Here is a 21032-nt window from a genome sequence, read left to right as displayed (position 1 = left end):
AAAGATGCGGCCTATCTCTCTTCCGGCACCTGGTCGCTGATGGGCTTCGAGAGCAAAACCCCGTACACCAGCGATGCCGCGATGGCGGCGAACATCACCAACGAAGGCGGTGCCGAAGGCCGCTACCGGGTGCTGAAGAACATCATGGGGCTGTGGCTGCTCCAGCGGGTGCTGAAAGAGCAGGCCATCACCGACCTGCCCGCGCTTATCGCGGAAACCGAAACGCTGAAGGCCTGCACCTTCCTGATCAACCCGAACGACGATCGCTTTATCAACCCGGTGCACATGAGCGCCGAAATCCAGGCCGCCTGTTTTGAAGCGGGGCAGCCGGTACCTTCCCGCCCCGCCGAGCTGGCACGCTGCATTTTTGACAGCCTCGCTCTGCTGTATGCCGACATCCTGAGCGAGCTGGCTGACCTTCGCGGCAAACCGTTCACACAACTGCATATCGTGGGCGGTGGCTGCCAGAACCAGCTGCTGAACCAGCTCTGCGCGGATGCCTGCGGCATTACCGTGGTGGCAGGTCCGATTGAAGCCTCCACGCTCGGCAATATCGGCATTCAGCTGATGACCCTGGACGAACTTTCAAACGTCGACGATTTCCGTTCGGTGGTGACGGCGAATAACAGCCTGACCACCTTCACCCCCCATCCCTGCCATGAAATTGCCCGCTACCGGGCGCAGTTTCAGCAAAAACGACTGACTAAGGAGCTTTGCGCATGACCACTCAACTTGAACAAGCCTGGGACCTGGCTAAACAGCGTTTCGCCGCCGTCGGCGTGGATGTCGAAGAGGCGCTGCGCCAGCTCGACCGTCTGCCGGTCTCCATGCACTGCTGGCAGGGCGATGACGTCGCCGGTTTCGAGAACCCGGGCGGTTCCCTGACGGGGGGTATTCAGGCCACGGGTAACTACCCGGGCAAAGCGCGCAACGCCACCGAACTGCGTGCGGATCTGGAGCTGGCGCTGAGCCTGATCCCCGGGCCAAAGCGCCTGAACCTGCACGCCATTTATCTCGAATCCGACGAGCCGGTCGCGCGTAACGAAATCAAACCGGAACACTTTAAGAACTGGGTGGAGTGGGCGAAGGCCAACCGGTTGGGTCTCGATTTTAACCCGTCCTGCTTCTCGCACCCGCTGAGCGCGGACGGGTTTACCCTTGCGCACGCCAACGACGAAATCCGCCAGTTCTGGATCGACCATGTCAAAGCCAGCCGCCGCGTCTCGGCGTATTTCGGCGAGCAGCTTGGCACGCCATCGGTAATGAATATCTGGATCCCGGACGGCATGAAGGACATCACCGTAGACCGACTGGCCCCGCGTCAGCGTCTGCTGGCCGCGCTGGATGAAGCTATCAGCGAAAAACTGGACCCGGCGCACCACATCGACGCCGTCGAGAGCAAGCTGTTCGGCATTGGCGCAGAGAGCTACACCGTGGGCTCAAACGAGTTCTACATGGGTTACGCCACCAGCCGCCAGACCGCGCTGTGCATGGATGCCGGCCACTTCCACCCAACCGAGGTGATCTCCGACAAAATCTCCGCCGCCATGCTCTACGTGCCGCGTCTGCTGCTGCACGTCAGCCGCCCGGTTCGCTGGGACAGCGACCACGTGGTGCTGCTGGATGACGAAACCCAGGCCATTGCCAGCGAAATCATCCGCCACGACCTCTTTGACCGTGTACACATTGGCCTCGACTTCTTCGACGCCTCCATCAACCGCATCGCGGCGTGGGTTATCGGCACCCGCAACATGAAGAAAGCCCTGCTGCGCGCGCTGCTGGAGCCTGTCGCCGCCCTGAAACAGCTGGAAGAAAACGGCGACTACACCGCGCGCCTGGCGCTGCTGGAAGAGCAGAAATCCCTGCCGTGGCAGGCGGTGTGGGAGATGTACTGCCAGCGTCACGATGCGCCTGCGGGCAGCCAGTGGCTGGACAACGTGCGGGCATATGAGGAAGACGTGTTGAGTCAGCGCGGGTAACTGCCCCCTCACCCCTGCCCTCTCCCCAAAGGGGAGAGGGAGCAAACCATCCCCTCTCCCCTTTGGGGAGAGGGTTAGGGTGAGGGGTTCAACCTCACCGCGATAACTGGAAATGAAAACTATGCAGACCATCACCACCTCCTGGTTCGTCCAGGGCATGATCAAAGCCACCTCTGACGCCTGGCTCAAAGGCTGGGATGAGCGCAACGGCGGCAACCTGACGCTACGCCTGGACGACGCGGATATCGAGCCATTTGCCGCCGATTTCCACCAGAAGCCGCGCTATATCGCCCTGAGCCAGCCGATGCCGCTGCTCGCCAACACGCCGTTTATCGTCACCGGTTCCGGGAAGTTCTTCCGCAACGTCCAGCTCGACCCGCAGGCCAACCTTGGCGTGGTGAAAGTGGACAGCGACGGCGCGGGCTACCACATTCTGTGGGGGCTAACGGACGACGCGGTGCCTACCTCTGAACTGCCGGCGCACTTCCTCTCCCACTGCGAGCGCATCAAGGCGACCAATGGCAAGGACCGCGTGATCATGCACTGCCACGCCACCAACCTGATCGCCCTGACCTACGTGCTGGAAAATAATTCTGATTTCTTCACCCGCAAACTGTGGGAAGGCAGTACCGAGTGTCTGGTGGTGTTCCCGGACGGCGTCGGCATTCTGCCGTGGATGGTGCCGGGCACCGACGAAATCGGTCAGGCAACCGCAACGGACATGCAGAAGCACTCACTGGTGCTGTGGCCGTTCCACGGCGTCTTCGGCAGCGGCCCGACGCTGGATGAAACCTTCGGCCTGATCGACACCGCCGAGAAATCCGCGGAAGTGCTGGTGAAGGTCTATTCCATGGGCGGCATGAAGCAGACCATCACCCGGGAAGAGCTGATCGCCCTGGGCAAACGCTTTGGCGTCACCCCCATGCAGTCGGCGTTAGATCTGTACCAATAACAACATCGCGCCCCGCTCATTGAGACGGGGCGAAAACCACCTGCAATCCCTACAACTAACTCAAGTCAGTGGAGTAAAAGCAATGAAAATAAAAGCAAGCTTGATCCTCACCGTTGCCGCTCTGGCGTTGTCCGGTTCCGCTTTAGCAGAAGTGAAAATCGCCCTGGTGGCGAAGTCCTTAGGAAATGGATTCTTCGAGGCAGCGAACGTCGGCGCGCAGGAGGCGGCCAAAGAGTTAGGCGATGTAAAAGTGATTTATACCGGCCCGACTACCACCACGGCGGAAGCGCAGATCGAGGTGCTGAACGGGTTGATCGCCCAGGGCGTGGATGCGATCGCGATTTCCGCGAACGATCCGGACGCCGTCGTGCCGGTGCTGAAAAAAGCGATGCAGCGCGGCATTAAGGTTGTGTCGTGGGACTCCGGGGTGGCGAAAGCCGGACGCCAGATCCACCTCAACCCGTCCAATAATGCCCTGATTGGCGAAACCAACGTGAAGCTCGCCGCCGACGCGCTGAAAGCGCTGAACGTGGAGAAGGGCGACGTGGCGGTGCTGAGCGCCACGCCAACCTCCACCAACCAGAATACCTGGATTGCGGAGATGAAAAAGGTGCTGCCGAAGTACCCGTCCGTCAATCTGGTGACCGTGGCCTACGGAGACGATCTCTCTGACAAAAGCTACCGCGAAGCGGTCGGCTTGCTGAAAACCTACCCCGAACTGAAAGTGATTGTTTCGCCATCGTCCGTGGGCATCGTGGCCGCTGCGCAGGCGGTGAAGGACCAGGGCAAGATTGGCAAAGTGTACGTCACCGGTTTAGGCCTGCCGTCCGAGATGGCGGGCGCGGTGAAGTCCGGCGCGAGCAAGAGCTTTGCCATCTGGAACCCGATTGACCTCGGCTATGCGGCAACCTACCTGGCGGATGACCTGGTGAAAGGCACGGCCACGAAAGGTGAGGCCAGCATGGGCAGACTGGGCAAAGTGAAGCTGGATGCTGACGGCAACGGCGCGATGGCCGAGCCGTTCGTCTACGATGCCAGCAATATTGATAAGTTCTCGAAAATCTTTTGATGCAATTTGTAGGCCGGATAAGCGTAGCGCCATCCGGCAAAAGGCGGGTGGCGCTGCCGCTTACCCGCCCTACAAATTCCTCTGTCCAGGAGAACTATCATGACCCCATTGCTACAGCTTTCTGGCATCACCAAGGTGTTCCCCGGCGTGCGTGCCCTTGAGAACGTGCAGCTTGCGCTGTGGCCCGGCAAAGTGACGGCGCTTATCGGCGAAAACGGCGCGGGCAAGTCGACGCTGGTCAAAGTGATGACCGGCATTTACCAGCCCGACGAGGGCGAAATTCTCTATAAAGCGATCCCCGTTCATCTCCCGACGCCGGAGTCGGCGCATAAAATGGGCATCACCGCCATTCACCAGGAAACCGTGCTGTTTGATGAACTCTCGGTCACCGAGAATATTTTTGTCGGTCAGTACCTTCACAAAGGCTTCCTGAAAAAGCTCGACTGGCCGGAAATGCACCGCCGGGCGCAGGCGATCCTCACGCGGCTGGAAGTGCAAATCGACCCGCGCGCGACGCTGAAAACCCTGAGCATCGCCCAGCGTCACATGGTGGCGATTGCCCGCGCGCTGTCGTTTGAGGCGCAGGTGGTGATCCTCGATGAACCGACGGCGGCGCTGTCGCAGCATGAAATCCTCGAGTTTTACCAGATTGTGGAGCGCTTAAAGCAGGAGGGCAAAGCCATCCTGTTTATCTCCCACAAGTTCGACGAGATTTTTGAGCTGGCGGACCATTACACCATTTTGCGCGACGGCGCGTTCGTCGGCGCAGGTGCAATAAATGAGATCACCGAGGAGCGGATGGTGTCGATGATGGTCGGGCGCGCCATTACGCAAACTTTCCCTAAAATCGACTGCGAAAAAGGCGAGACGGTGCTGGAGGTGAAAAACCTCTGCCATCCGACCGAGTTTGCGCATATCTCGTTCTCCCTGCGTAAAGGGGAAATCCTCGGCTTTTACGGGCTGGTGGGGGCCGGGCGTACCGAGCTGATGCAGGCGCTTTCCGGCGTCACGCGGCCATCGTCCGGGGAAATTATCCTCAACGGACAGCCCCGGCGCTTTCGCCAGCCTGCGGATGCGATCAAAGCCGGTATCGTCTGCGTGCCGGAAGAAAGACAGAAACAGGGGGCGATTATCGCCCTGCCGATTGCCCAGAACATCAGCCTGCCTCAGCTCAGCAAGCTCAATCCGAACGGTGTGCTGCATGACGACCGTGAATGGAAGCTGGCGGACGAATACGCCAAACGCCTGCAAGTGAAAGCCTTCAGCTGGAAGCAGGCGGTGGAGACCCTCTCTGGCGGCAACCAGCAAAAGGTCGTGATCGGCAAATGGCTGGCGACGCACCCTGACGTGATTATCCTCGATGAGCCGACAAAAGGCATCGATATCGGCTCAAAAGCAGCCGTGCATCAGTTTATGTCCGAGCTGGTCAGTCAGGGGCTGGCGGTAATTATGGTCTCGTCCGAACTGCCGGAAGTGATGGGCATGGCGGATCGCATTATCGTCATGCACGAGGGGCTGATGGTGGCCGAGTACCGGGCGGGAGACGCGACGGCGGAAACCATCGTCAGCGCCGCCAGCGGTGCAAAACAGGAGGCGGCATAATGCTTAGCTCACTCTTAAAACACCGCGAAGCCCTGCTGGGCGCGGTGATTATCCTGATGATCGTCGCCATTGGCAGCCGCGTGCCATCGTTTATCGCGCCGGGCAACCTGGTGGAGATGTTTAACGACACCGCCATTCTGATCGTCCTCGCGCTCGGGCAGATGATGGTGCTGCTCACGAAAGGCATCGACCTGTCGATGGCGGCCAATCTGGCCCTGACCGGGATGATTGTCGCCCTGATTAATTTCCATTATCCGGACGTGCCCGTCTGGGCGCTGCTGATCCTTGCCAGCGTGCTTGGGCTGCTGATGGGCGCGATAAACGGCCTGCTGGTGTGGAAGCTGGGCATTCCGGCGATTGTGGTAACGCTCGGCACCATGAGCATCTACCGCGGAATGATCTTTTTGCTCTCCGGCGGCGGCTGGGTGAACTCAAACCAGATGGGTACAGATTTCCTCGGCCTGCCACGTGCGTCAGTGCTGGGCTTGCCGGTGCTGAGCTGGTGCGCCATCGCCGCGCTGCTGCTGGTGGGCTACTTCCTGCGCTACAGCCGCACCGGACGAGCGCTCTACACCGCAGGCGGTAATGCCACGGCAGCGTACTACACCGGGATCAACGCCGGAAAAATGCAGTTCATTAGTTTCTGCCTTTCCGGTCTGCTGGCCGGGTTCTGCGGCTACCTGTGGATATCGCGCTTTGCCGTTGCGTATGTTGACGTCGCTAACGGTTTTGAATTGCAGGTGGTGGCAGCCTGTGTGATTGGGGGGATCAGCACCATGGGCGGCACCGGGCGCGTGCTCGGCTGTCTGTTTGGCGCACTGTTCCTCGGGGTGATTAACAACGCCCTGCCGGTGATCGGCGTCTCCCCGTTCTGGCAGATGGCGATTTCCGGCACGGTAATTGTGATAGCGGTGCTGCTGAACGAGCGCGGCAATAAACGTAAAGGCCGATTGATACTGCGCGATGCGGCGCTGGCACGTCAGAAACTGGCGGTGAAATCATGAGCAAAATGATGGCATCTGAAGCAATCAAACCCACTTCTGCGCCGGGCATCTTCCAGCGTCTGCTGTGCTGGGAGGGGTTCCTGCTGGCGGTGACGCTGGCGGTGTTTGTGGTGAACGCGCTCGCCTCACCCTACTTCCTCAATATCTGGAACCTCTCCGACGCGACGTTCAACTTCACCGAAAAGGCGATCATCGTGTTGCCGATGGCGATGCTGATTATCGCCAGGGAAATTGACCTGTCGGTAGCCTCCACCATCGCGCTCAGCTCCACGGTGATGGGCTTTTGCGCGGCGGCGGGCGTCGAAACGCCGCTGCTGGTCTGCGTCGGATTAGGCGTCGGGCTGTTGTGCGGGCTGTTCAACGGCATTCTGGTGACGCGCTTTAACCTGTCGTCCATCGTCATCACCATCGGCACCATGAGCCTGTACCGCGGGATCACCTACATTCTGCTCGGGGACCAGGCGCTGAACAGCTACCCTGAGAGCTTCGCCTGGTTCGGCCAGGGCTACGTCTGGGGCGCGCTGTCGTTTGAGTTTGCGCTGTTTATCGTGCTGGCCGCGCTGTTTACCTTTGTGCTGCACCGCACCAACTTTGGCCGCCGCACCTACGCCATCGGCAACAACCCGACCGGCGCGTGGTACTCCGGCATCAACGTGAAGCGCCACAACCTGATCCTCTTCGCGCTGGTGGGGCTGATGTCCGGCCTGGCATCGGTGCTGCTTACCTCGCGTCTGGGCAGCACCCGCCCGACCATCGCGATGGGCTGGGAGCTGGCGGTGGTGACGATGGCGGTGCTCGGCGGCGTCAATATTCTCGGTGGGTCCGGCAGCATGGTGGGCGTGATTATCGCCGCCTTCCTGATGGGGCTGGTGACCTTCGGCCTGAGCCTGCTCAACGTGCCCGGCATTGTGATGTCGGTGATTATCGGCGCGATGCTGATCGTGGTGATTTCGCTGCCGATTATTACCCGCCGGATGATGCAGCGAAGACGGAATTAAATTGCCCCTCACCCCTGCCCTCTCCCCTGAGGGGAGAGGGTGAAAAGCCGCACCGAGCAGTCCCCTCTCCCCTCCGGGGAGAGGGTTAGGGTGAGGGGAACGGATTACCTCAAAAGCATATTAAGGAGAATTATCATGAGCTTTATGTTGGCACTCCCCAAAATCAGCCTGCACGGCGCGGGCGCAATCGGCGATATGGTCAACCTGGTGGCGAGCAAGCAGTGGGGAAAGGCACTGGTTGTCACCGACGGTCAGTTGGTGAAGCTGGGCCTGCTCGACAGTTTGTTTTCCGCGCTCGACGCCCATCAGATGTCGTATCACCTGTTCGATGAAGTATTCCCGAATCCGACGGAAGCGCTGGTGCAAAAAGGCTATGCGGCATATCAGGACGCGGAGTGTGATTACGTGATTGCCTTCGGCGGCGGCAGCCCGATTGATACCGCCAAGGCAATCAAAATCCTCACCGCCAACCCCGGTCCGTCAACCGATTATTCCGGCGTCGGCAAGGTGAAAAACGCGGGCGTGCCGCTGGTGGCGATCAACACCACCGCAGGCACGGCAGCGGAGATGACCAGCAACGCGGTGATCATCGACGCCGCGCGGCAGGTGAAAGAGGTGATCATCGATCCGAACATCATCCCCGATATCGCCGTGGACGATGCCAGCGTGATGCTCGATATTCCGGCCTCCGTAACCGCCGCAACCGGCATGGACGCGCTAACCCACGCCATTGAAGCTTACGTCTCCGTGGGCGCACACCCGCTGACCGATGCCAACGCGCTGGAAGCCATTCGTCTGATCAACCTCTGGCTGCCGAAAGCGGTCGACGACGGTCACAACCTGGAAGCGCGCGAGCAGATGGCCTTTGGGCAGTATCTGGCGGGCATGGCGTTTAACAGCGCCGGGCTGGGGCTGGTGCATGCTCTGGCGCACCAGCCGGGCGCGACGCACAACCTGCCGCACGGCGTGTGCAACGCCATCCTGCTGCCGATCATCGAAAACTTTAACCGCCCGAACGCGGTCGCCCGATTCGCCCGTGTGGCACAGGCGATGGGCGTTGACACGCGCGGCATGAGCGATGAAGCGGCCAGCATGTCCGCCATTCAGGCGATTCGCGATCTAAGCGCCCGCGTCGGCATTCCGTCCGGATTTAGCCAGCTTGGCGTCACCAAAGCCGATATTGAAGGCTGGCTGGATAAAGCCCTCGCTGACCCGTGCGCGCCGTGCAACCCGCGCACCGCCAGCCGCGATGAGGTCCGCGAGCTGTACCTGGAGGCATTATGATCCGCAAAGCGTTTGTGATGCAGGTAAACCCGGATGCGCACGAGGAGTATGCGCGCCGCCACAACCCGATCTGGCCTGAGCTGGAAGCGGTACTGAAAGCCCACGGCGCGCACCACTACGCCATTTACCTCGACAAAGCCCGCAACCTGCTGTTTGCGACAGTGGAGATTGAATCGGAGGAGCGCTGGAACGCGGTGGCAAACACCGACGTCTGCCAGCGCTGGTGGAAACATATGGCTGACGTTATGCCGTCTAACCCGGACAACAGCCCGGTGAGTGCGGAGCTGAACGAGGTGTTTTACCTGGACTGATGTGTTAACGCTGCTGCCCCTGCGGTAGCAGCAATCTCCCGCCTGCCACTCAACGTAAATGCCGACACCACCGTAATCGCCAGCACGAAGCAGCCCAGCATCAGGTACGTCTCCTGGAAGCCGACCCGGTCATACATATTTCCGGCAAAGGCGGAGAGGAAGATCGCCGCCGACTGTTTGGCAAACTGGAAGCCAATCAGGTAGATGGTGGCCGACAGGCGCGTATCAAACACCCCGGTGATGTACTTGAATGCCCCCACCAGCAGGAACGGGACTTCCAGCGCGTGCAGCATCTTCAGGGCAATCACCTCCACGGCGGTTGTGGCAAACGACGATCCGATAATGCGCGTCGCCATGATCACCCCGGCAATCAGCAGCGTGTTTTTCGCACCGATGCGGTTAATGATCCACGGCGAGCAGAACATGATGATCGCGTTACAGATTTCCCCCGCTGTGGTGGCGAAACCAAAGGCGCGGGTCCCCTCCTGCGGCGTGGCGAAGAAGGTTTTGAAGAAGGTAGCAAACTGCTGGTCGAAGACGTCATATACGCAGGCCACGCCAATCACGTACAGGATGAACATCCACATTCTGCGCTGGCGGAACAGGTTGAACACGGTTTTAGCAGTGATCTGCCGCTGGTTCGCGCCCAGGGCGTTCATGACCTGCGCCGTCTGGTTGGGCTTCGGTTTCGCGACCATCAGCAGCAGCATCAGCAACAGCGCCGCCGCCGACCCCATCCAGAAAACATACGACGGATCGATGCCGAACAGGATGCCGCCCGTTGAGGCGCACAGCCCCCAGCCGAGACAGCCGAACATGCGCGCCTTGCCGTACTCAAAAAAGCTGTTGCGGCTCACGCGTTCAATGTAGGCCTCAATCGCCCCCGAACCCGCTGAGAAGACAAAGCCGATATACAACCCACCGCTCAGCGCCCCCAGCCAGATATTGGTTTTCAGCAGCGGGGCGAAGACGTACAGGAAGAACGGCGCGAACAGGAACAGCAGCACCGAAATGATCCACAGCAGGTGTTTTTTCAGCCCCAGCTTGTCCGAAATGACCCCCAGCACCGGCTGGAAGGCAATGGCCGACAGCGAGATGCAGGAGAAAACAATCCCGGTATGGGTTTTGTTCAGGCCAATGATGTCCGACAGCCAGATCGGCAGGAACGGAAAGCAGGTGGCCATGATGAAGAAGTAGAGAAAGAAGAACAGCCCGAAGATCCAGAAGTTAGGGTTGTCTTTGTGGGTACAGGTTGTTGTGTTCATTATTTTTATCCTCAACGGAGGGCCGGTTGCCCGGCCCGTCACCCTTACACGCGTTTCACACCAATCAGAATGGCGGTTTCCGGATCCAGAATCGGCAGCGCTATGCCCGCCTGCATCAGCCACTCACCGCTCACAGTTTGCGGCGTTTCCATCCATGCTGGCAGCTTGCGCATGGTGTGCCCGCCCTCGCCCGTAATCTGAATGTTCGGATGATCGAGCAGCGTGATGCGGTACTGCGCGCTGGCGTCTAACCCCGGCATGCGCAGCGGCATCATCAGGGTGTAATCCGGCATCGCGAGCTGGCTGACCAAAAACAGCCCCTGCGTCTTGTCTTCGCTCACAATACCCTGCGCCAAAGTGGTGGCGTCCGGCATATCCACACGCCACTGGGTGCCGCGATGAATGACCTCGCGCCACCGCTTATACAGCGCGGCGTAATGGCGATAGCCTTCACGCTCCTGCGCATCGACGGTGAGCGGATCCAGCTCCAGCCCCATGTGACCAAACAGCGCCGTCAGCCCGCGGAACTGAATGCTGTGCTGGCGGAAGGTGGCGTGACATTTATGATGACCGATATGCGCCCCCATCACCTCCGGTGGGAAGAAGTAGCTCATGCCGCGCTGGATAGTGTTGCGCTCCAGCGCGTCGTTATTGTCGGACGCCCAGAAGCGGTGGCAGCGGGTCAGCACTTCATAATCGATTCGCCCGCCACCCGACGAGCAGGATTCAAACTCAATGTGCGGGAAACGCTCGCCCAGCACGTCCAGCAGGCGATAAAACTGGCGGGTCTGGGCATCGGCGGCGGCTTTGCCCTTGTGCCCTGGCTGCACCAGCTCGCGGTTCATGTCCCACTTCACGTAGTCGACCGCATGCTCGCCCAGCAGCCAGCTCATGCGCTCGACCAGATAATCAAAGGCCTGCGGAATATTAAGATTGAGCACCAGCTGATGTCGCCCGGTCGCCTGGGCGTAGCCCGGCAGCGCCAGCACCCAGTCAGGGTGCGCGCGGTACAGATCGGAATCCGGGTTAATCATCTCCGGCTCAACCCAAATACCAAACTCCATGCCAAGCTGTTTAACGTGATCGATCACCGGCTTAAGGCCGTTCGGGTATTTTTTCTCGTCCAGATACCAGTCGCCCAGCGCCGCGTGGTCATCGTTGCGGCCTTTGAACCAGCCGTCGTCGATAATAAAGCGCTCCACGCCCAGCTCTGCGGCCTCGTCGGCCATGCGCATGATGTAGTCCGGATCGTGGTTGAAGTAGATCCCCTCCCAGGTGTTGAGGTGCACCGGGCGCGGTTTATCTTCCGGGAAGCGGATAACGTTGTCGCGCAGATAACGGTGGAACTGCTGGCTCATGCCGTTCAGCCCGTGCGGGGAGTGGCTGGCATACAGGCGCGGCGTCCAGAGCGTTTCCCCCTCTTCAATCGCCATTTCACCCGGCAGGTAGAGCGCTTCGGCCTGCATATAGCGGCGGCCATCGGTTTTCGCTTCCGCGCGCAGGCGGTGGTTGCCGCTCCAGCCCAGATGCACGCCCCAGACGTCGCCCTGCATTTCGCTGAACGATGGCGTACCGGCGATCAGCGCCGGGAAATGTTCGTGGGAGGTTTTACCCCGGCGGTTTTCAATCACAAAGCTGTCATGTTCAAGCATCACGCGGTGCGGCTGAAACTCCCTGATCCAGCGTCCGTGGAAGGCCATCACCTCCTGCGCGCGCTCGGCAATCGGGAGCGTCACGGCAAAGCGATCCACCTGCCACGCCAGCGTTTTCAGGTTGGTTAACCCATGGCGCACCACCAGTACGCCGCTGGCATCCAGCGTTAATTCACTGGTCAGGCGCAGGCCCGCCTGTTTATCTTCCGCCGTTACCGTCAGGGTTTGCCCCTGCTGTTGTACGCCTGTGGTGGTGAAGACAGGCGATCCGTCCAGCCCCTGACGATGCCCATCGATGCCGGGCGAACCAAACAGGCCGTGCCCCAGCTCTGCCATCAGCGTGACGGGGGAGTCGACGTCCAGCCTGCCGTTAGCAACCGGGCGCGCAATACTCAGCACATCCTGCGGCGAGAAGTGCTGAAGGTGCGGCCCCCAGTAGAGAATTTCGGCGAACGGGTGGGCTTTTAGCACCACGTCAACCGTATTGCTTTCAAGTCGAAAAATGGCATCTTGCATCGGACATCTCCTGTCATCGGGATGTCCTGAGTGTTGATCCGAAACGTTTCGGATATAAACCACAACGTTTCGGATCTGTGATCGAGTTTTGAATTTTTGGTGTAATCAGGCCGTCTGGCCTGGGGAAAATTCCGGCTGCCAGAGCACCTGAAGCGTATCAATGTCGTCGCCGTTAATCAGCTGGCGCACCATATCGGCAATCTGTTTCCCGACGCCCTGACGGGTAGACTGGATCACCGCCGCGACGTCGATATCGACAATGCTGTCCTGCGGTAAACCGTCATAGACCACCAGCGAGACGGCATTTTCACCGGTTAAGCGCCCCATCTGCGCCAGAGCCATCGCTGCGCCGTCGCCGTGAGTGTTGCAGTCGGTAATGATGGCCGTGGGCGGCTGCGGCAGGGAGAGAAGTTCTTGCGTGGTGGCATACCCCACGCGGCGCGAAGGGGGCATGGCGCGCAGCCATTCGCTGGAAAGACCGGCTTCCCGCAGCGCGTCCAGGAAGCCCTGGCGACGCTGGGTGATGAATGCCTGGTTGTTGCTTTCGCCCAGCAGCGCAATGCGCTGATGGCCTTTCTCGATCAGCCAGCGGGTGGCCTGATACGTACCGGCATAGTTGTCGAAATCGAACCACGCGTACGGCTGCGGCAGCTGGCTGCGGCCGAGCGCCAGGAACGGGAACCCGGCGGCCTGAAGCTGCTCAAGACGCGGATCGTGATCCAGCGTATGCGCCACTATCAGCGCATCCACGCGTCGGCTCTGCACCATGCGCATATAGCTGTGTTTGTCCGCCAGATCGTCGTCAGCGATGAGCAGCAGGTCAATCTCATGTCGCGCCAGTTCGTGGCTAATTTCGCCGACCATGTCCATAAAAACGCTGTTATTGAGCGGAACAGGATGCACCGGAAACACCAACCCGACGGCGTCGATTTTGCCCATCTTCAGGCGACGGGCAAAGGTATTTGGTCGGTAGCCACGGCGCTGGGCCTCCGCTTCCACGCGGGCGCGCGTCTCAGCAGAAACGTCGTCATATCCGTTGAGGGCGCGGCTGACGGTGGTAACAGACAGCCCCAGTTCTTTGGCAATGGCTTTAAGCGACATGATTTTCCGTATCTTCGTTAGTTTTGTTCCGCCACCAGCAGCGCGTGCGTATCTGGCTCCAGCGCCTTAAAGATATGCGGCTGGTCAGCAGGGTAGCAAATGTAATCTCCCGGGCCGAGCTCTTCTGCCGCGTCGATCAGGCCGACCATCGCCCGCCCCTGGGTCACGATAATATGCTCAACCGACCCAGGCGGATGCGGCTGGGAAATACGGTCTGCCCCCGGCTGAGTCAGCAGCAGGTAGATATCACGACGCGCCCCCGGCGGACACGCCGCGAGCAAAATCGCCTCGTAGTTCGCCTGCCCGGCGACAACTTTTGTGCCCTCGCCGCGGCGGATCACCTGCGTGACGGGCTGCTGCGGCTCCAGTAACCGGGCAAACGGAATATCCAGCGCCACGCAAAGCGACCAGAGCGTTTCCAGGCTAGGGTTGCCGTTGCCAGACTCCAGTTGTGAAAGCGTGGATTTGGCGATCCCGGCACGGCGGGCGATCTCCGCCAGCGAAAGTCCGGTTCGCAGGCGTTCTCGCACCAGGCTTCTGGCGATTACGCTGATTGGCTGCGTCATAATAACGGCCTCATTCTCTCTATAACGAACGAATCGTTCGCCTTGTAAAACGTTTTTGATGCGTTCATTATAATGGAAATACGTTCGATATGGCTAAAATGGTATGAAGAATCACCTCTCTTGCCTGAAAGGCGACACGATAAAAGCGATCGTCCTGGTCTGCCTCGCGGTGGGCGTGGTCGGCATGTCCTACGGCTCGCTGGCGATGGCCTACGGCTTCCCGCTGTGGGTGCCATTTGTCCTCTCCCTCACGGTGCTGGCAGGCGCATCCGAGTTTATGTTTATCGGCATCGTAGCGAGCGGCGGCAATCCGCTGGCGGCGGCCGCAGCCGGTTTACTGGTAAACGCGCGCCATGTGCCGTTCGGCGTGACGGTGCGTGACCTGGTGGGCAAGCGCGGCCTGAGCTTTCTGGGCTGTCATATCATGAACGATGAAAGCGTGGTGTTTGGCCTGTCGCAAAAAACCGCCGAGCAGCGTAAAGCGGCCTACTGGCTGTGCGGGTTAGGCGTGGCAATCATCTGGCCGCTGGGCGCGGTGCTGGGGGCGATGGTCGGCAAGCTACTGCCAGACCCGGAAACCATCGGGCTGGACGCGGTGTTCCCGGCGATCCTGCTGGCGTTAGTGGTGCCGGCATTTAAAAACCGTACCACGCTGATCCGCGCCTGTAGCGGCGCGGTGTTGTCGCTGGCCGCCGTACCGTTTGCGCCGGTTGGCCTGCCGGTGCTGCTCTCTTTGCTCGGCCTTGCCGCGAGGAAAAAATAATGGAAAACATGACGGTCTTTATTCTCGGCATCGCCATTCTTTCTGCCGGAACCTATCTGATGCGTCTCGGCGGGGCAAAACTCGGCAGCCGGCTGGCGCTTTCTGAACGGTCGCAGGCGCTGCTTTCAGATGCGGCTACCGTTTTGTTGTTCTCCGTCGCGCTGGCGACAACGTTTTATGAAGGGGACCATTTTGCCGGGATGGCGCGCGTGCTGGGGGTGGGGTTCGCGGTGTTTTTGGCCTGGCGCAAAATGCCGTTAATTGTGGTGATCGTCGCGGCGGCGGTGGTGACGGCGCTACTGCGTCTGGCGGGCATAAACTAAAAAAGCGCCCCAGGGGCGCTCTTTCGACGGTACTGCGAAATTATTTGTTCAGTTCAGCGGTCATGTGTACGCGGTTACCGGTGAATGCCTGAGTAATTTTGTAGGATGACGCGCCCGCTTCCTGAGCCTGTGCGGCGATTTTAGCTTCAGCACCGTCCAGCGTAGAGGCGGATGCGGTCACAGTCTGCGCAGCGAAAGAACCGAAAGATGTAGCAAGAGCGATTACTGCGACAAAAGTTTTGATGCTTTTCATGAGATAAACCCTTTCGTTAAGTTATTTAGATAAGGCACCGTGCCTTGATGAGATAAATACTAGACCTCATCATGAACAACTAAAAGCGGAAGGATTTGCTATACTCATTCAAAATTACTGATTAACAATTAATCGCTGCGGATGGGTGTAAATTGTCGCCCTGCCTGGCTTGCAGAACCCCACCAGCGTCAGGTTGCAGCGCTCCGCCACTTCAACCGCCAGCGTGGTTGCCGCTGACACCGCAAACAAAATTTCCACGCCGCACATGGCGGATTTTTGCACCATCTCGTAGCTGGCGCGGCTGGAAACGAGCGCGGCCCCTTGCTGCCAGACGTTGTTTTCCCGAGCGCGACGGCCCAGCAGCTTATCCAGCGCGACGTGGCGGCCAACATCTTCATGCCCGCCTGCAATGCTCCCCGACGGCAATACCCACGCCGCCGCATGCGTACAACCGCTGAGCTGGCCGATGGGCTGAACGTCATTCAGGTGCACAAGCGCCCGATCAAGATGCGCCAGATTGAACGTCTGGGTGAACGGCAGGGGGATAATGGGTTTGCCGATATCGTTAAGCTGTTCAACACCGCACACGCCGCAGCCGGTACGTCCGGCCAGCGCCCGGCGGCGCTCTTTCAGCCCCATAAAGCGGCGGCTGGAGAGTTCGATTTGCACTTCGAGACCGTTACAGGCCGGTACGACGTCCATGCCGTAGATCTCCTGCGGATGCGCAATGATGCCTTCCGAGAGGGAGAAACCGATGGCGAACAGCTCAAGATCTTTCGGCGAGGCCATCATCACCACATGCGAAATCCCGTTGTAAACCAGGGCAACGGGGACCTCTTCCGCCAGAAAATCCGGCGTGGCATGTGAAATGTGAGGCGGTCTGTGTACCGACAGTTCCACAATGCCCGCAGGCAGTGGCGACGCGTGGGTAGCACGGTTTTGTTTAAACACGACGGTATTCCTGAACAACCACGGAAGTGAGCCTGCTATTGCACCACAAACAGCGGACCTTACGCATAGTATGGATCAACTTTTCAGCATCCATTCTCCTACTCAATTCGGAGGGGTGCAACCGGTCATCTGCTACTCACCCTTAACATCCGCAGAGAGAAATGTGATTGATATCACACTTTATAATCAATGCCGTGATAATACGTTCACTTTGTTTTAACGCCGTTGGAACAGGCGTACCGACATTGTGGTATTCTGGGCTTATCCCTCGGAGAAATGAGGGATTAACGCAAATTTTTCTCCTTTGCGGTTAATTCTCAACCGCAAAGTAAAACTACATAGCAATGTCGTAATGAACCAAGGAGTGACCCATGCAGGTCAGCAGAAGGCAGTTCTTTAAGATCTGCGCTGGCGGTATGGCAGGCACCACGGCGGCGGCACTGGGCTTTGCTCCCGGTGTAGCGCTGGCGGAAACTCGGCAGTATAAACTGCTGCGCACCCGCGAAACCCGTAACACCTGTACGTACTGCTCCGTCGGCTGTGGGCTGTTAATGTATAGCCTCGGCGACGGTGCGAAAAACGCCAAAGCATCTATTTTCCACATCGAAGGCGATCCGGATCATCCGGTCAACCGTGGTGCGCTGTGTCCGAAAGGGGCCGGTCTGGTAGATTTTATCCACTCTGAAAGCCGCCTGAAGTTTCCTGAGTACCGTGCTCCCGGCTCTGACAAATGGCAACAAATCAGCTGGGAAGAGGCGTTCGATCGCATCGCTAAGCTGATGAAAGAAGACCGCGATGCCAACTTTATTGCGAAGAATGCCGAAGGCACCACCGTTAACCGCTGGCTCTCCACCGGCATGCTGTGTGCTTCAGCGTCCAGTAACGAAACCGGCTATTTAACCCAGAAATTTACGCGCGCACTCGGTATGCTCGCGGTCGACAACCAGGCGCGTGTCTGACACGGACCAACGGTAGCAAGTCTTGCTCCAACATTTGGTCGCGGTGCGATGACCAACCACTGGGTCGACATCAAGAACGCCAACCTTATTGTGGTGATGGGCGGTAACGCCGCTGAAGCGCACCCTGTCGGGTTCCGCTGGGCGATGGAAGCCAAAATCCACAACGGCGCGAAGCTGATTGTGATCGATCCCCGCTTTACGCGTACAGCGTCAGTGGCGGATTTCTATACCCCTATTCGTTCAGGTACTGACATCACTTTCCTGTCAGGCGTATTGCTGTACCTGATGACCAACGAAAAATATAACCGCGAGTACACCGAAGCCTATACCAACGCCAGCCTGATCGTGCGTGAGGATTACCACTTCGAAGATGGCCTGTTCAGCGGTTATGACGCCGAAAAACGCAGGTACGACAAAACCAGCTGGAACTACGAGCTGGACGAAAACGGCTTTGCGAAGCGCGACACCACCCTGCAACACCCGCGCTGCGTGTGGAACCTGCTGAAAGAGCACGTGTCCCGCTATACGCCAGAGGTTGTCGAAAACATCTGTGGGACGCCGAAGGCGGACTTCCTGAAGGTGTGCGAGCTTATCGCCGAAACCAGCGCCAAAGATAAGACCGCGTCGTTCCTGTATGCACTCGGCTGGACGCAGCACTCCATCGGCGCGCAGAACATCCGCACCATGGCGATGGTTCAGTTGCTGCTCGGCAACATGGGGATGGCAGGCGGCGGCGTTAACGCCCTGCGCGGTCACTCCAACATTCAGGGTCTGACCGACCTTGGCCTGCTGTCTCAGAGCCTGACGGGTTACATGAACCTGCCGAGCGAGAAACAGACCGACCTGCAAACCTATCTGACGGCCAGCACGCCAAAACCGCTGCTCGAAGGCCAGGTAAACTACTGGGGCAACTATCCGAAGTTCTTCGTCTCGCTGATGAAAGCTTTCTACGGCGACAAGGCGACGGCGGAAAACAGCTGGGGCTTTGACTGGCTGCCGAAGTGGGACAAAGGGTACGACGTCCTCCAGTACTTCGAAATGATGCACCAGGGCCAGGTCAACGGCTATATCTGCCAGGGCTTTAACCCGGTGGCGTCGTTCCCGAACAAGAACAAGGTTGTCGAGTCTCTGTCGAAACTGAAGTACCTGGTGACGATTGACCCGCTCAATACCGAAACCTCGACGTTCTGGCAGAACCACGGTGAGTCGAACGATGTCGACCCGTCGAAGATTCAGACCGAAGTGTTCCGTCTGCCGTCCACCTGCTTCGCGGAAGAGAACGGCTCTATCGTCAACTCTGGCCGCTGGTTGCAGTGGCACTGGAAAGGTGCGGACGCCCCGGGCATCGCCCTGAACGACGGCGAGATCCTGGCCGGTATCTTCTTACGCCTGCGTAAAATGTACGCGGCTGAAGGCGGCGCAACGCCTGAGCCGGTGCTGAACATGACCTGGAACTATTCGACGCCGGAAAACCCTGCGCCGGAAGAAGTGGCCATGGAGAGCAACGGTAAGGCGCTGGCGGACGTTATCGACCCGGCGACCGGCACCGTGCTGGCGAAGAAAGGCGATCAGCTCAGCACCTTCGCACACCTGCGTGACGACGGTACGACGTCAAGCGGCTGCTGGATCTTTGCCGGTAGCTGGACGCCGAAAGGCAACCAGATGGCCAACCGCGATAACGCCGACCCGTCGGGCCTCGGTAATACGCTGGGCTGGGCATGGGCATGGCCGCTTAACCGCCGCATCCTCTATAACCGTGCCTCTGCTGACCCGCAGGGCAACCCGTGGGATCCGAAGCGTCAGCTACTCAAGTGGGACGGCGCGAAATGGGGCGGCGTGGATATTCCGGACTACAGCACTGCCGCACCAGGCAGCGATGTCGGGCCGTTTATCATGCAGCCTGAAGGGATGGGGCGCCTGTTTGCTATCGATAAGATGGCGGAAGGTCCGTTCCCGGAACACTATGAGCCGTTTGAGACGCCGCTGGGTACTAACCCGCTGCACCCGAACGTGGTCTCTAACCCGGCAGCCCGTATCTTCAAGGGCGATTTTGAAGCACTGGGTAAAAAGGACAAGTTCCCGTATGTCGGCACCACCTACCGTCTGACCGAGCACTTCCACTACTGGACCAAGCACGCGCTGCTTAACGCCATCGCGCAGCCGGAACAGTTTGTGGAGATCGGCGAGAAGCTGGCGGGCAAGCTCGGCATCGCCCATGGCGATACCGTGAAGGTCTCCTCTAACCGCGGCTACATCAAAGCCAAGGCGGTGGTGACCAAGCGTATTCGCACGCTGAACGTTCATGGTCAGCAGGTGGATACCATCGGCATCCCAATTCACTGGGGTTATGAGGGCGTGGCGAAGAAAGGGTTCATTGCGAATACCCTGACGCCGTTCGTCGGTGATGCGAACACGCAGACGCCGGAGTTTAAGGCCTTCCTCGTGAACGTGGAAAAGGTGTAACGGAGACGACTTATGGCTTATCAATCTCAAGACATTATCCGTCGTTCCGCGACTAACGGTTTCACGCCCGCGCCTCAGGCGCGGGACCACCAGCAGGAAGTGGCGAAACTTATCGACGTGACCACCTGTATCGGCTGTAAAGCCTGTCAGGTGGCTTGTTCAGAGTGGAACGACATCCGTGACGAAGTGGGTCACAACGTCGGGGTGTACGACAACCCGGCGGACCTGACCGCCAAGTCCTGGACGGTAATGCGTTTCTCGGAAGTGGAACAGAACGACAAACTGGAATGGCTTATCCGCAAAGACGGCTGTATGCACTGTGCGGATCCGGGCTGCCTGAAGGCGTGTCCGTCAGAAGGGGCTATCATTCAGTATGCCAACGGCATCGTCGACTTCCAGTCTGAGCAGTGTATTGGCTGCGGCTACTGCATCGCAGGCTGTCCGTTCGACGTGCCGCGCATGAACCCGGAAGACAACCGCGTCTACAAATGTACGCTGTGCGTTGACCGCGTAAATGTCGGTCAGGAGCCAGCCTGCGTGAAGACCTGCCCAACCGGCGCTATCCACTTTGGCTCTAAAGAGGATATGAAAACGCTGGCGGCAGAGCGCGTGGGCGAGCTGAAAACCCGTGGTTACGATAACGCGGGCCTGTACGATCCGGCCGGGGTTGGTGGTACGCACGTGATGTACGTGCTGCACCACGCCGACAAGCCGAATCTGTACCATGGCCTGCCGGAGAACCCGGAAATCAGCGCCACCGTGAAGTTCTGGAAAGGTATCTGGAAACCGCTGGCCGCGGTCGGTTTTGCGGCCACCTTTGCAGCGAGCATCTTCCACTACGTCGGCGTTGGTCCGAACCGCGCGGAAGAGGAAGACGATAACCTGCATGAAGAGAAAGACGAGGTGCGCAAATGAGAAAACGTGACACCATCGTGCGCTACACCGCGCCGGAACGCATCAACCACTGGGTCACCGCCTTCTGCTTCATGCTGGCGGCGATAAGCGGGCTGGGGTTCTTCTT

The 21032-nt window shown here is 59.2% G+C and carries 19 protein-coding genes and 1 pseudogene; 14 read left to right on the top strand and 6 right to left on the bottom strand.

Annotated elements, in window-relative coordinates:
• The 9 genes from HP459_RS10540 to rhaM form a co-directional block, all read left to right on the top strand.
• Positions 1 to 723: FGGY-family carbohydrate kinase (locus HP459_RS10540; protein ID WP_253939631.1), on the top strand; the 723-nt coding region annotated here is incomplete at its 5' end.
• A complete protein-coding gene (rhaA, locus tag HP459_RS10535) occupies positions 720 to 1979 on the top strand; it encodes an L-rhamnose isomerase (RefSeq protein ID WP_171936181.1) in 1260 nt (419 codons plus the stop codon). The genes HP459_RS10540 and rhaA, both read left to right, overlap by 4 nt.
• 121 nt (positions 1980 to 2100) lie before the next feature.
• Positions 2101 to 2931: a rhamnulose-1-phosphate aldolase gene (rhaD, locus tag HP459_RS10530; RefSeq protein ID WP_022649818.1), complete on the top strand. Its 831-nt coding sequence runs from the start codon at positions 2101 to 2103 to the stop codon at positions 2929 to 2931.
• A gap of 82 nt (positions 2932 to 3013) precedes the next feature.
• Positions 3014 to 4000: a rhamnose ABC transporter substrate-binding protein gene (gene rhaS / locus HP459_RS10525; protein ID WP_023298909.1), complete on the top strand. Its 987-nt coding sequence runs from the start codon at positions 3014 to 3016 to the stop codon at positions 3998 to 4000.
• Positions 4001 to 4099: 99 nt separating this feature from the next.
• Entirely contained in the window at positions 4100 to 5602 is a 1503-nt protein-coding gene (locus HP459_RS10520; protein WP_022649820.1) for a sugar ABC transporter ATP-binding protein, read from the top strand.
• Positions 5602 to 6606 carry an ABC transporter permease gene (locus HP459_RS10515; protein WP_023305096.1) on the top strand — a complete coding sequence of 335 codons (1005 nt, stop codon included), beginning with the start codon at positions 5602 to 5604 and terminating at the stop codon, positions 6604 to 6606. Before HP459_RS10520 ends, HP459_RS10515 begins: the two co-directional genes overlap by 1 nt.
• On the top strand, positions 6603 to 7604 hold the full coding sequence (locus HP459_RS10510) for an ABC transporter permease (protein WP_171936180.1): 1002 nt from the start codon (positions 6603 to 6605) through the stop codon (positions 7602 to 7604). Before HP459_RS10515 ends, HP459_RS10510 begins: the two co-directional genes overlap by 4 nt.
• Positions 7605 to 7739: 135 nt before the next feature.
• Entirely contained in the window at positions 7740 to 8888 is a 1149-nt protein-coding gene (gene fucO / locus HP459_RS10505; RefSeq protein ID WP_045308718.1) for a lactaldehyde reductase, read from the top strand.
• Positions 8885 to 9199, top strand: coding sequence for an L-rhamnose mutarotase (rhaM, locus tag HP459_RS10500; protein WP_022649824.1), 315 nt, complete (start codon positions 8885 to 8887; stop codon positions 9197 to 9199). The genes fucO and rhaM overlap by 4 nt, the downstream gene beginning before the upstream one ends.
• Here rhaM and HP459_RS10495 read toward each other — a convergent pair.
• The 4 genes from HP459_RS10495 to HP459_RS10480 all read right to left on the bottom strand — a co-directional run bounded on the left by HP459_RS10495 (position 9187) and on the right by HP459_RS10480 (position 14299).
• A complete protein-coding gene (locus HP459_RS10495; protein ID WP_045308719.1) occupies positions 9187 to 10464 on the bottom strand; it encodes an MFS transporter in 1278 nt (425 codons plus the stop codon). The genes rhaM and HP459_RS10495 overlap by 13 nt on opposite strands.
• Positions 10465 to 10508: 44 nt before the next feature.
• Complete coding sequence (locus HP459_RS10490; protein ID WP_045308720.1) at positions 10509 to 12632, bottom strand: alpha-galactosidase; 2124 nt, start codon at positions 12630 to 12632, stop codon at positions 10509 to 10511.
• Between the two features lie 105 nt (positions 12633 to 12737).
• Entirely contained in the window at positions 12738 to 13733 is a 996-nt protein-coding gene (locus HP459_RS10485; protein ID WP_045308721.1) for a LacI family DNA-binding transcriptional regulator, read from the bottom strand.
• Between the two features lie 17 nt (positions 13734 to 13750).
• Entirely contained in the window at positions 13751 to 14299 is a 549-nt protein-coding gene (locus tag HP459_RS10480; RefSeq protein ID WP_023305101.1) for a helix-turn-helix domain-containing protein, read from the bottom strand.
• A 103-nt stretch (positions 14300 to 14402) separates the two neighbouring features.
• Here HP459_RS10480 and HP459_RS10475 point away from each other — a divergent pair, with 103 nt between their 5' ends.
• Together HP459_RS10475 and HP459_RS10470 are read left to right on the top strand one after the other, a co-directional pair.
• Positions 14403 to 15062, top strand: coding sequence for an AzlC family ABC transporter permease (locus tag HP459_RS10475; RefSeq protein WP_003861971.1), 660 nt, complete (start codon positions 14403 to 14405; stop codon positions 15060 to 15062).
• On the top strand, positions 15062 to 15385 hold the full coding sequence (locus tag HP459_RS10470; RefSeq protein ID WP_022649832.1) for an AzlD domain-containing protein: 324 nt from the start codon (positions 15062 to 15064) through the stop codon (positions 15383 to 15385). Before HP459_RS10475 ends, HP459_RS10470 begins: the two co-directional genes overlap by 1 nt.
• A 40-nt stretch (positions 15386 to 15425) precedes the next feature.
• Here HP459_RS10470 and HP459_RS10465 read toward each other — a convergent pair whose 3' ends face one another.
• Positions 15426 to 15638, bottom strand: a complete 213-nt coding sequence (locus HP459_RS10465) for a DUF1471 domain-containing protein (protein ID WP_003861966.1) — start codon at positions 15636 to 15638, stop codon at positions 15426 to 15428.
• 114 nt (positions 15639 to 15752) lie between these two features.
• Complete coding sequence (fdhD, locus tag HP459_RS10460; protein ID WP_045308722.1) at positions 15753 to 16589, bottom strand: formate dehydrogenase accessory sulfurtransferase FdhD; 837 nt, start codon at positions 16587 to 16589, stop codon at positions 15753 to 15755.
• Between the two features lie 371 nt (positions 16590 to 16960).
• Here fdhD and fdnG point away from each other — a divergent pair, with 371 nt between their 5' ends.
• The 3 genes and pseudogenes from fdnG to HP459_RS10445 form a co-directional block, all read left to right on the top strand.
• The gene (gene fdnG, locus HP459_RS10455) at positions 16961 to 20011 is read left to right on the top strand and encodes a formate dehydrogenase-N subunit alpha (protein WP_087878250.1); all 3051 of its coding nucleotides are present in this window, start codon (positions 16961 to 16963) and stop codon (positions 20009 to 20011) included.
• Positions 20012 to 20023: 12 nt separating this feature from the next.
• Positions 20024 to 20926, top strand: coding sequence for a formate dehydrogenase subunit beta (gene fdxH, locus HP459_RS10450; RefSeq protein ID WP_003861960.1), 903 nt, complete (start codon positions 20024 to 20026; stop codon positions 20924 to 20926).
• Positions 20923 to 21032: pseudogene (locus HP459_RS10445) on the top strand (formate dehydrogenase cytochrome b556 subunit); the annotation flags it as partial. The gene fdxH and the pseudogene HP459_RS10445, both read left to right, overlap by 4 nt.

It is taken from the genome of Enterobacter sp. CM29 (assembly GCF_013179605.1).
GTDB classification, from domain to species: domain Bacteria; phylum Pseudomonadota; class Gammaproteobacteria; order Enterobacterales; family Enterobacteriaceae; genus Enterobacter; species Enterobacter intestinihominis.
The sequence above is the reverse complement of the archived record's forward strand: the minus strand, read 5'-3'. Positions and strand labels throughout refer to the sequence as shown.

Bases quoted from the DNA above. Each gene is read 5' to 3' on its own strand.
- fdxH (WP_003861960.1), top strand. From the start codon at position 20,024: ATGGCTTATCAATCTCAAGACATTATCCGTCGTTCCGCGACTAACGGT.
- HP459_RS10490 (WP_045308720.1), bottom strand. From the start codon at position 12,632: ATGCAAGATGCCATTTTTCGACTTGAAAGCAATACGGTTGACGTGGTG.
- rhaD (WP_022649818.1), top strand. From the start codon at position 2,101: ATGCAGACCATCACCACCTCCTGGTTCGTCCAGGGCATGATCAAAGCC.
- rhaM (WP_022649824.1), top strand. From the start codon at position 8,885: ATGATCCGCAAAGCGTTTGTGATGCAGGTAAACCCGGATGCGCACGAG.
- rhaS (WP_023298909.1), top strand. From the start codon at position 3,014: ATGAAAATAAAAGCAAGCTTGATCCTCACCGTTGCCGCTCTGGCGTTG.
- HP459_RS10475 (WP_003861971.1), top strand. From the start codon at position 14,403: ATGAAGAATCACCTCTCTTGCCTGAAAGGCGACACGATAAAAGCGATC.
- HP459_RS10520 (WP_022649820.1), top strand. From the start codon at position 4,100: ATGACCCCATTGCTACAGCTTTCTGGCATCACCAAGGTGTTCCCCGGC.
- HP459_RS10465 (WP_003861966.1), bottom strand. From the start codon at position 15,638: ATGAAAAGCATCAAAACTTTTGTCGCAGTAATCGCTCTTGCTACATCT.
- HP459_RS10515 (WP_023305096.1), top strand. From the start codon at position 5,602: ATGCTTAGCTCACTCTTAAAACACCGCGAAGCCCTGCTGGGCGCGGTG.
- HP459_RS10470 (WP_022649832.1), top strand. From the start codon at position 15,062: ATGGAAAACATGACGGTCTTTATTCTCGGCATCGCCATTCTTTCTGCC.
- HP459_RS10495 (WP_045308719.1), bottom strand. From the start codon at position 10,464: ATGAACACAACAACCTGTACCCACAAAGACAACCCTAACTTCTGGATC.
- HP459_RS10480 (WP_023305101.1), bottom strand. From the start codon at position 14,299: ATGACGCAGCCAATCAGCGTAATCGCCAGAAGCCTGGTGCGAGAACGC.
- HP459_RS10485 (WP_045308721.1), bottom strand. From the start codon at position 13,733: ATGTCGCTTAAAGCCATTGCCAAAGAACTGGGGCTGTCTGTTACCACC.
- fucO (WP_045308718.1), top strand. From the start codon at position 7,740: ATGAGCTTTATGTTGGCACTCCCCAAAATCAGCCTGCACGGCGCGGGC.
- rhaA (WP_171936181.1), top strand. From the start codon at position 720: ATGACCACTCAACTTGAACAAGCCTGGGACCTGGCTAAACAGCGTTTC.
- HP459_RS10510 (WP_171936180.1), top strand. From the start codon at position 6,603: ATGAGCAAAATGATGGCATCTGAAGCAATCAAACCCACTTCTGCGCCG.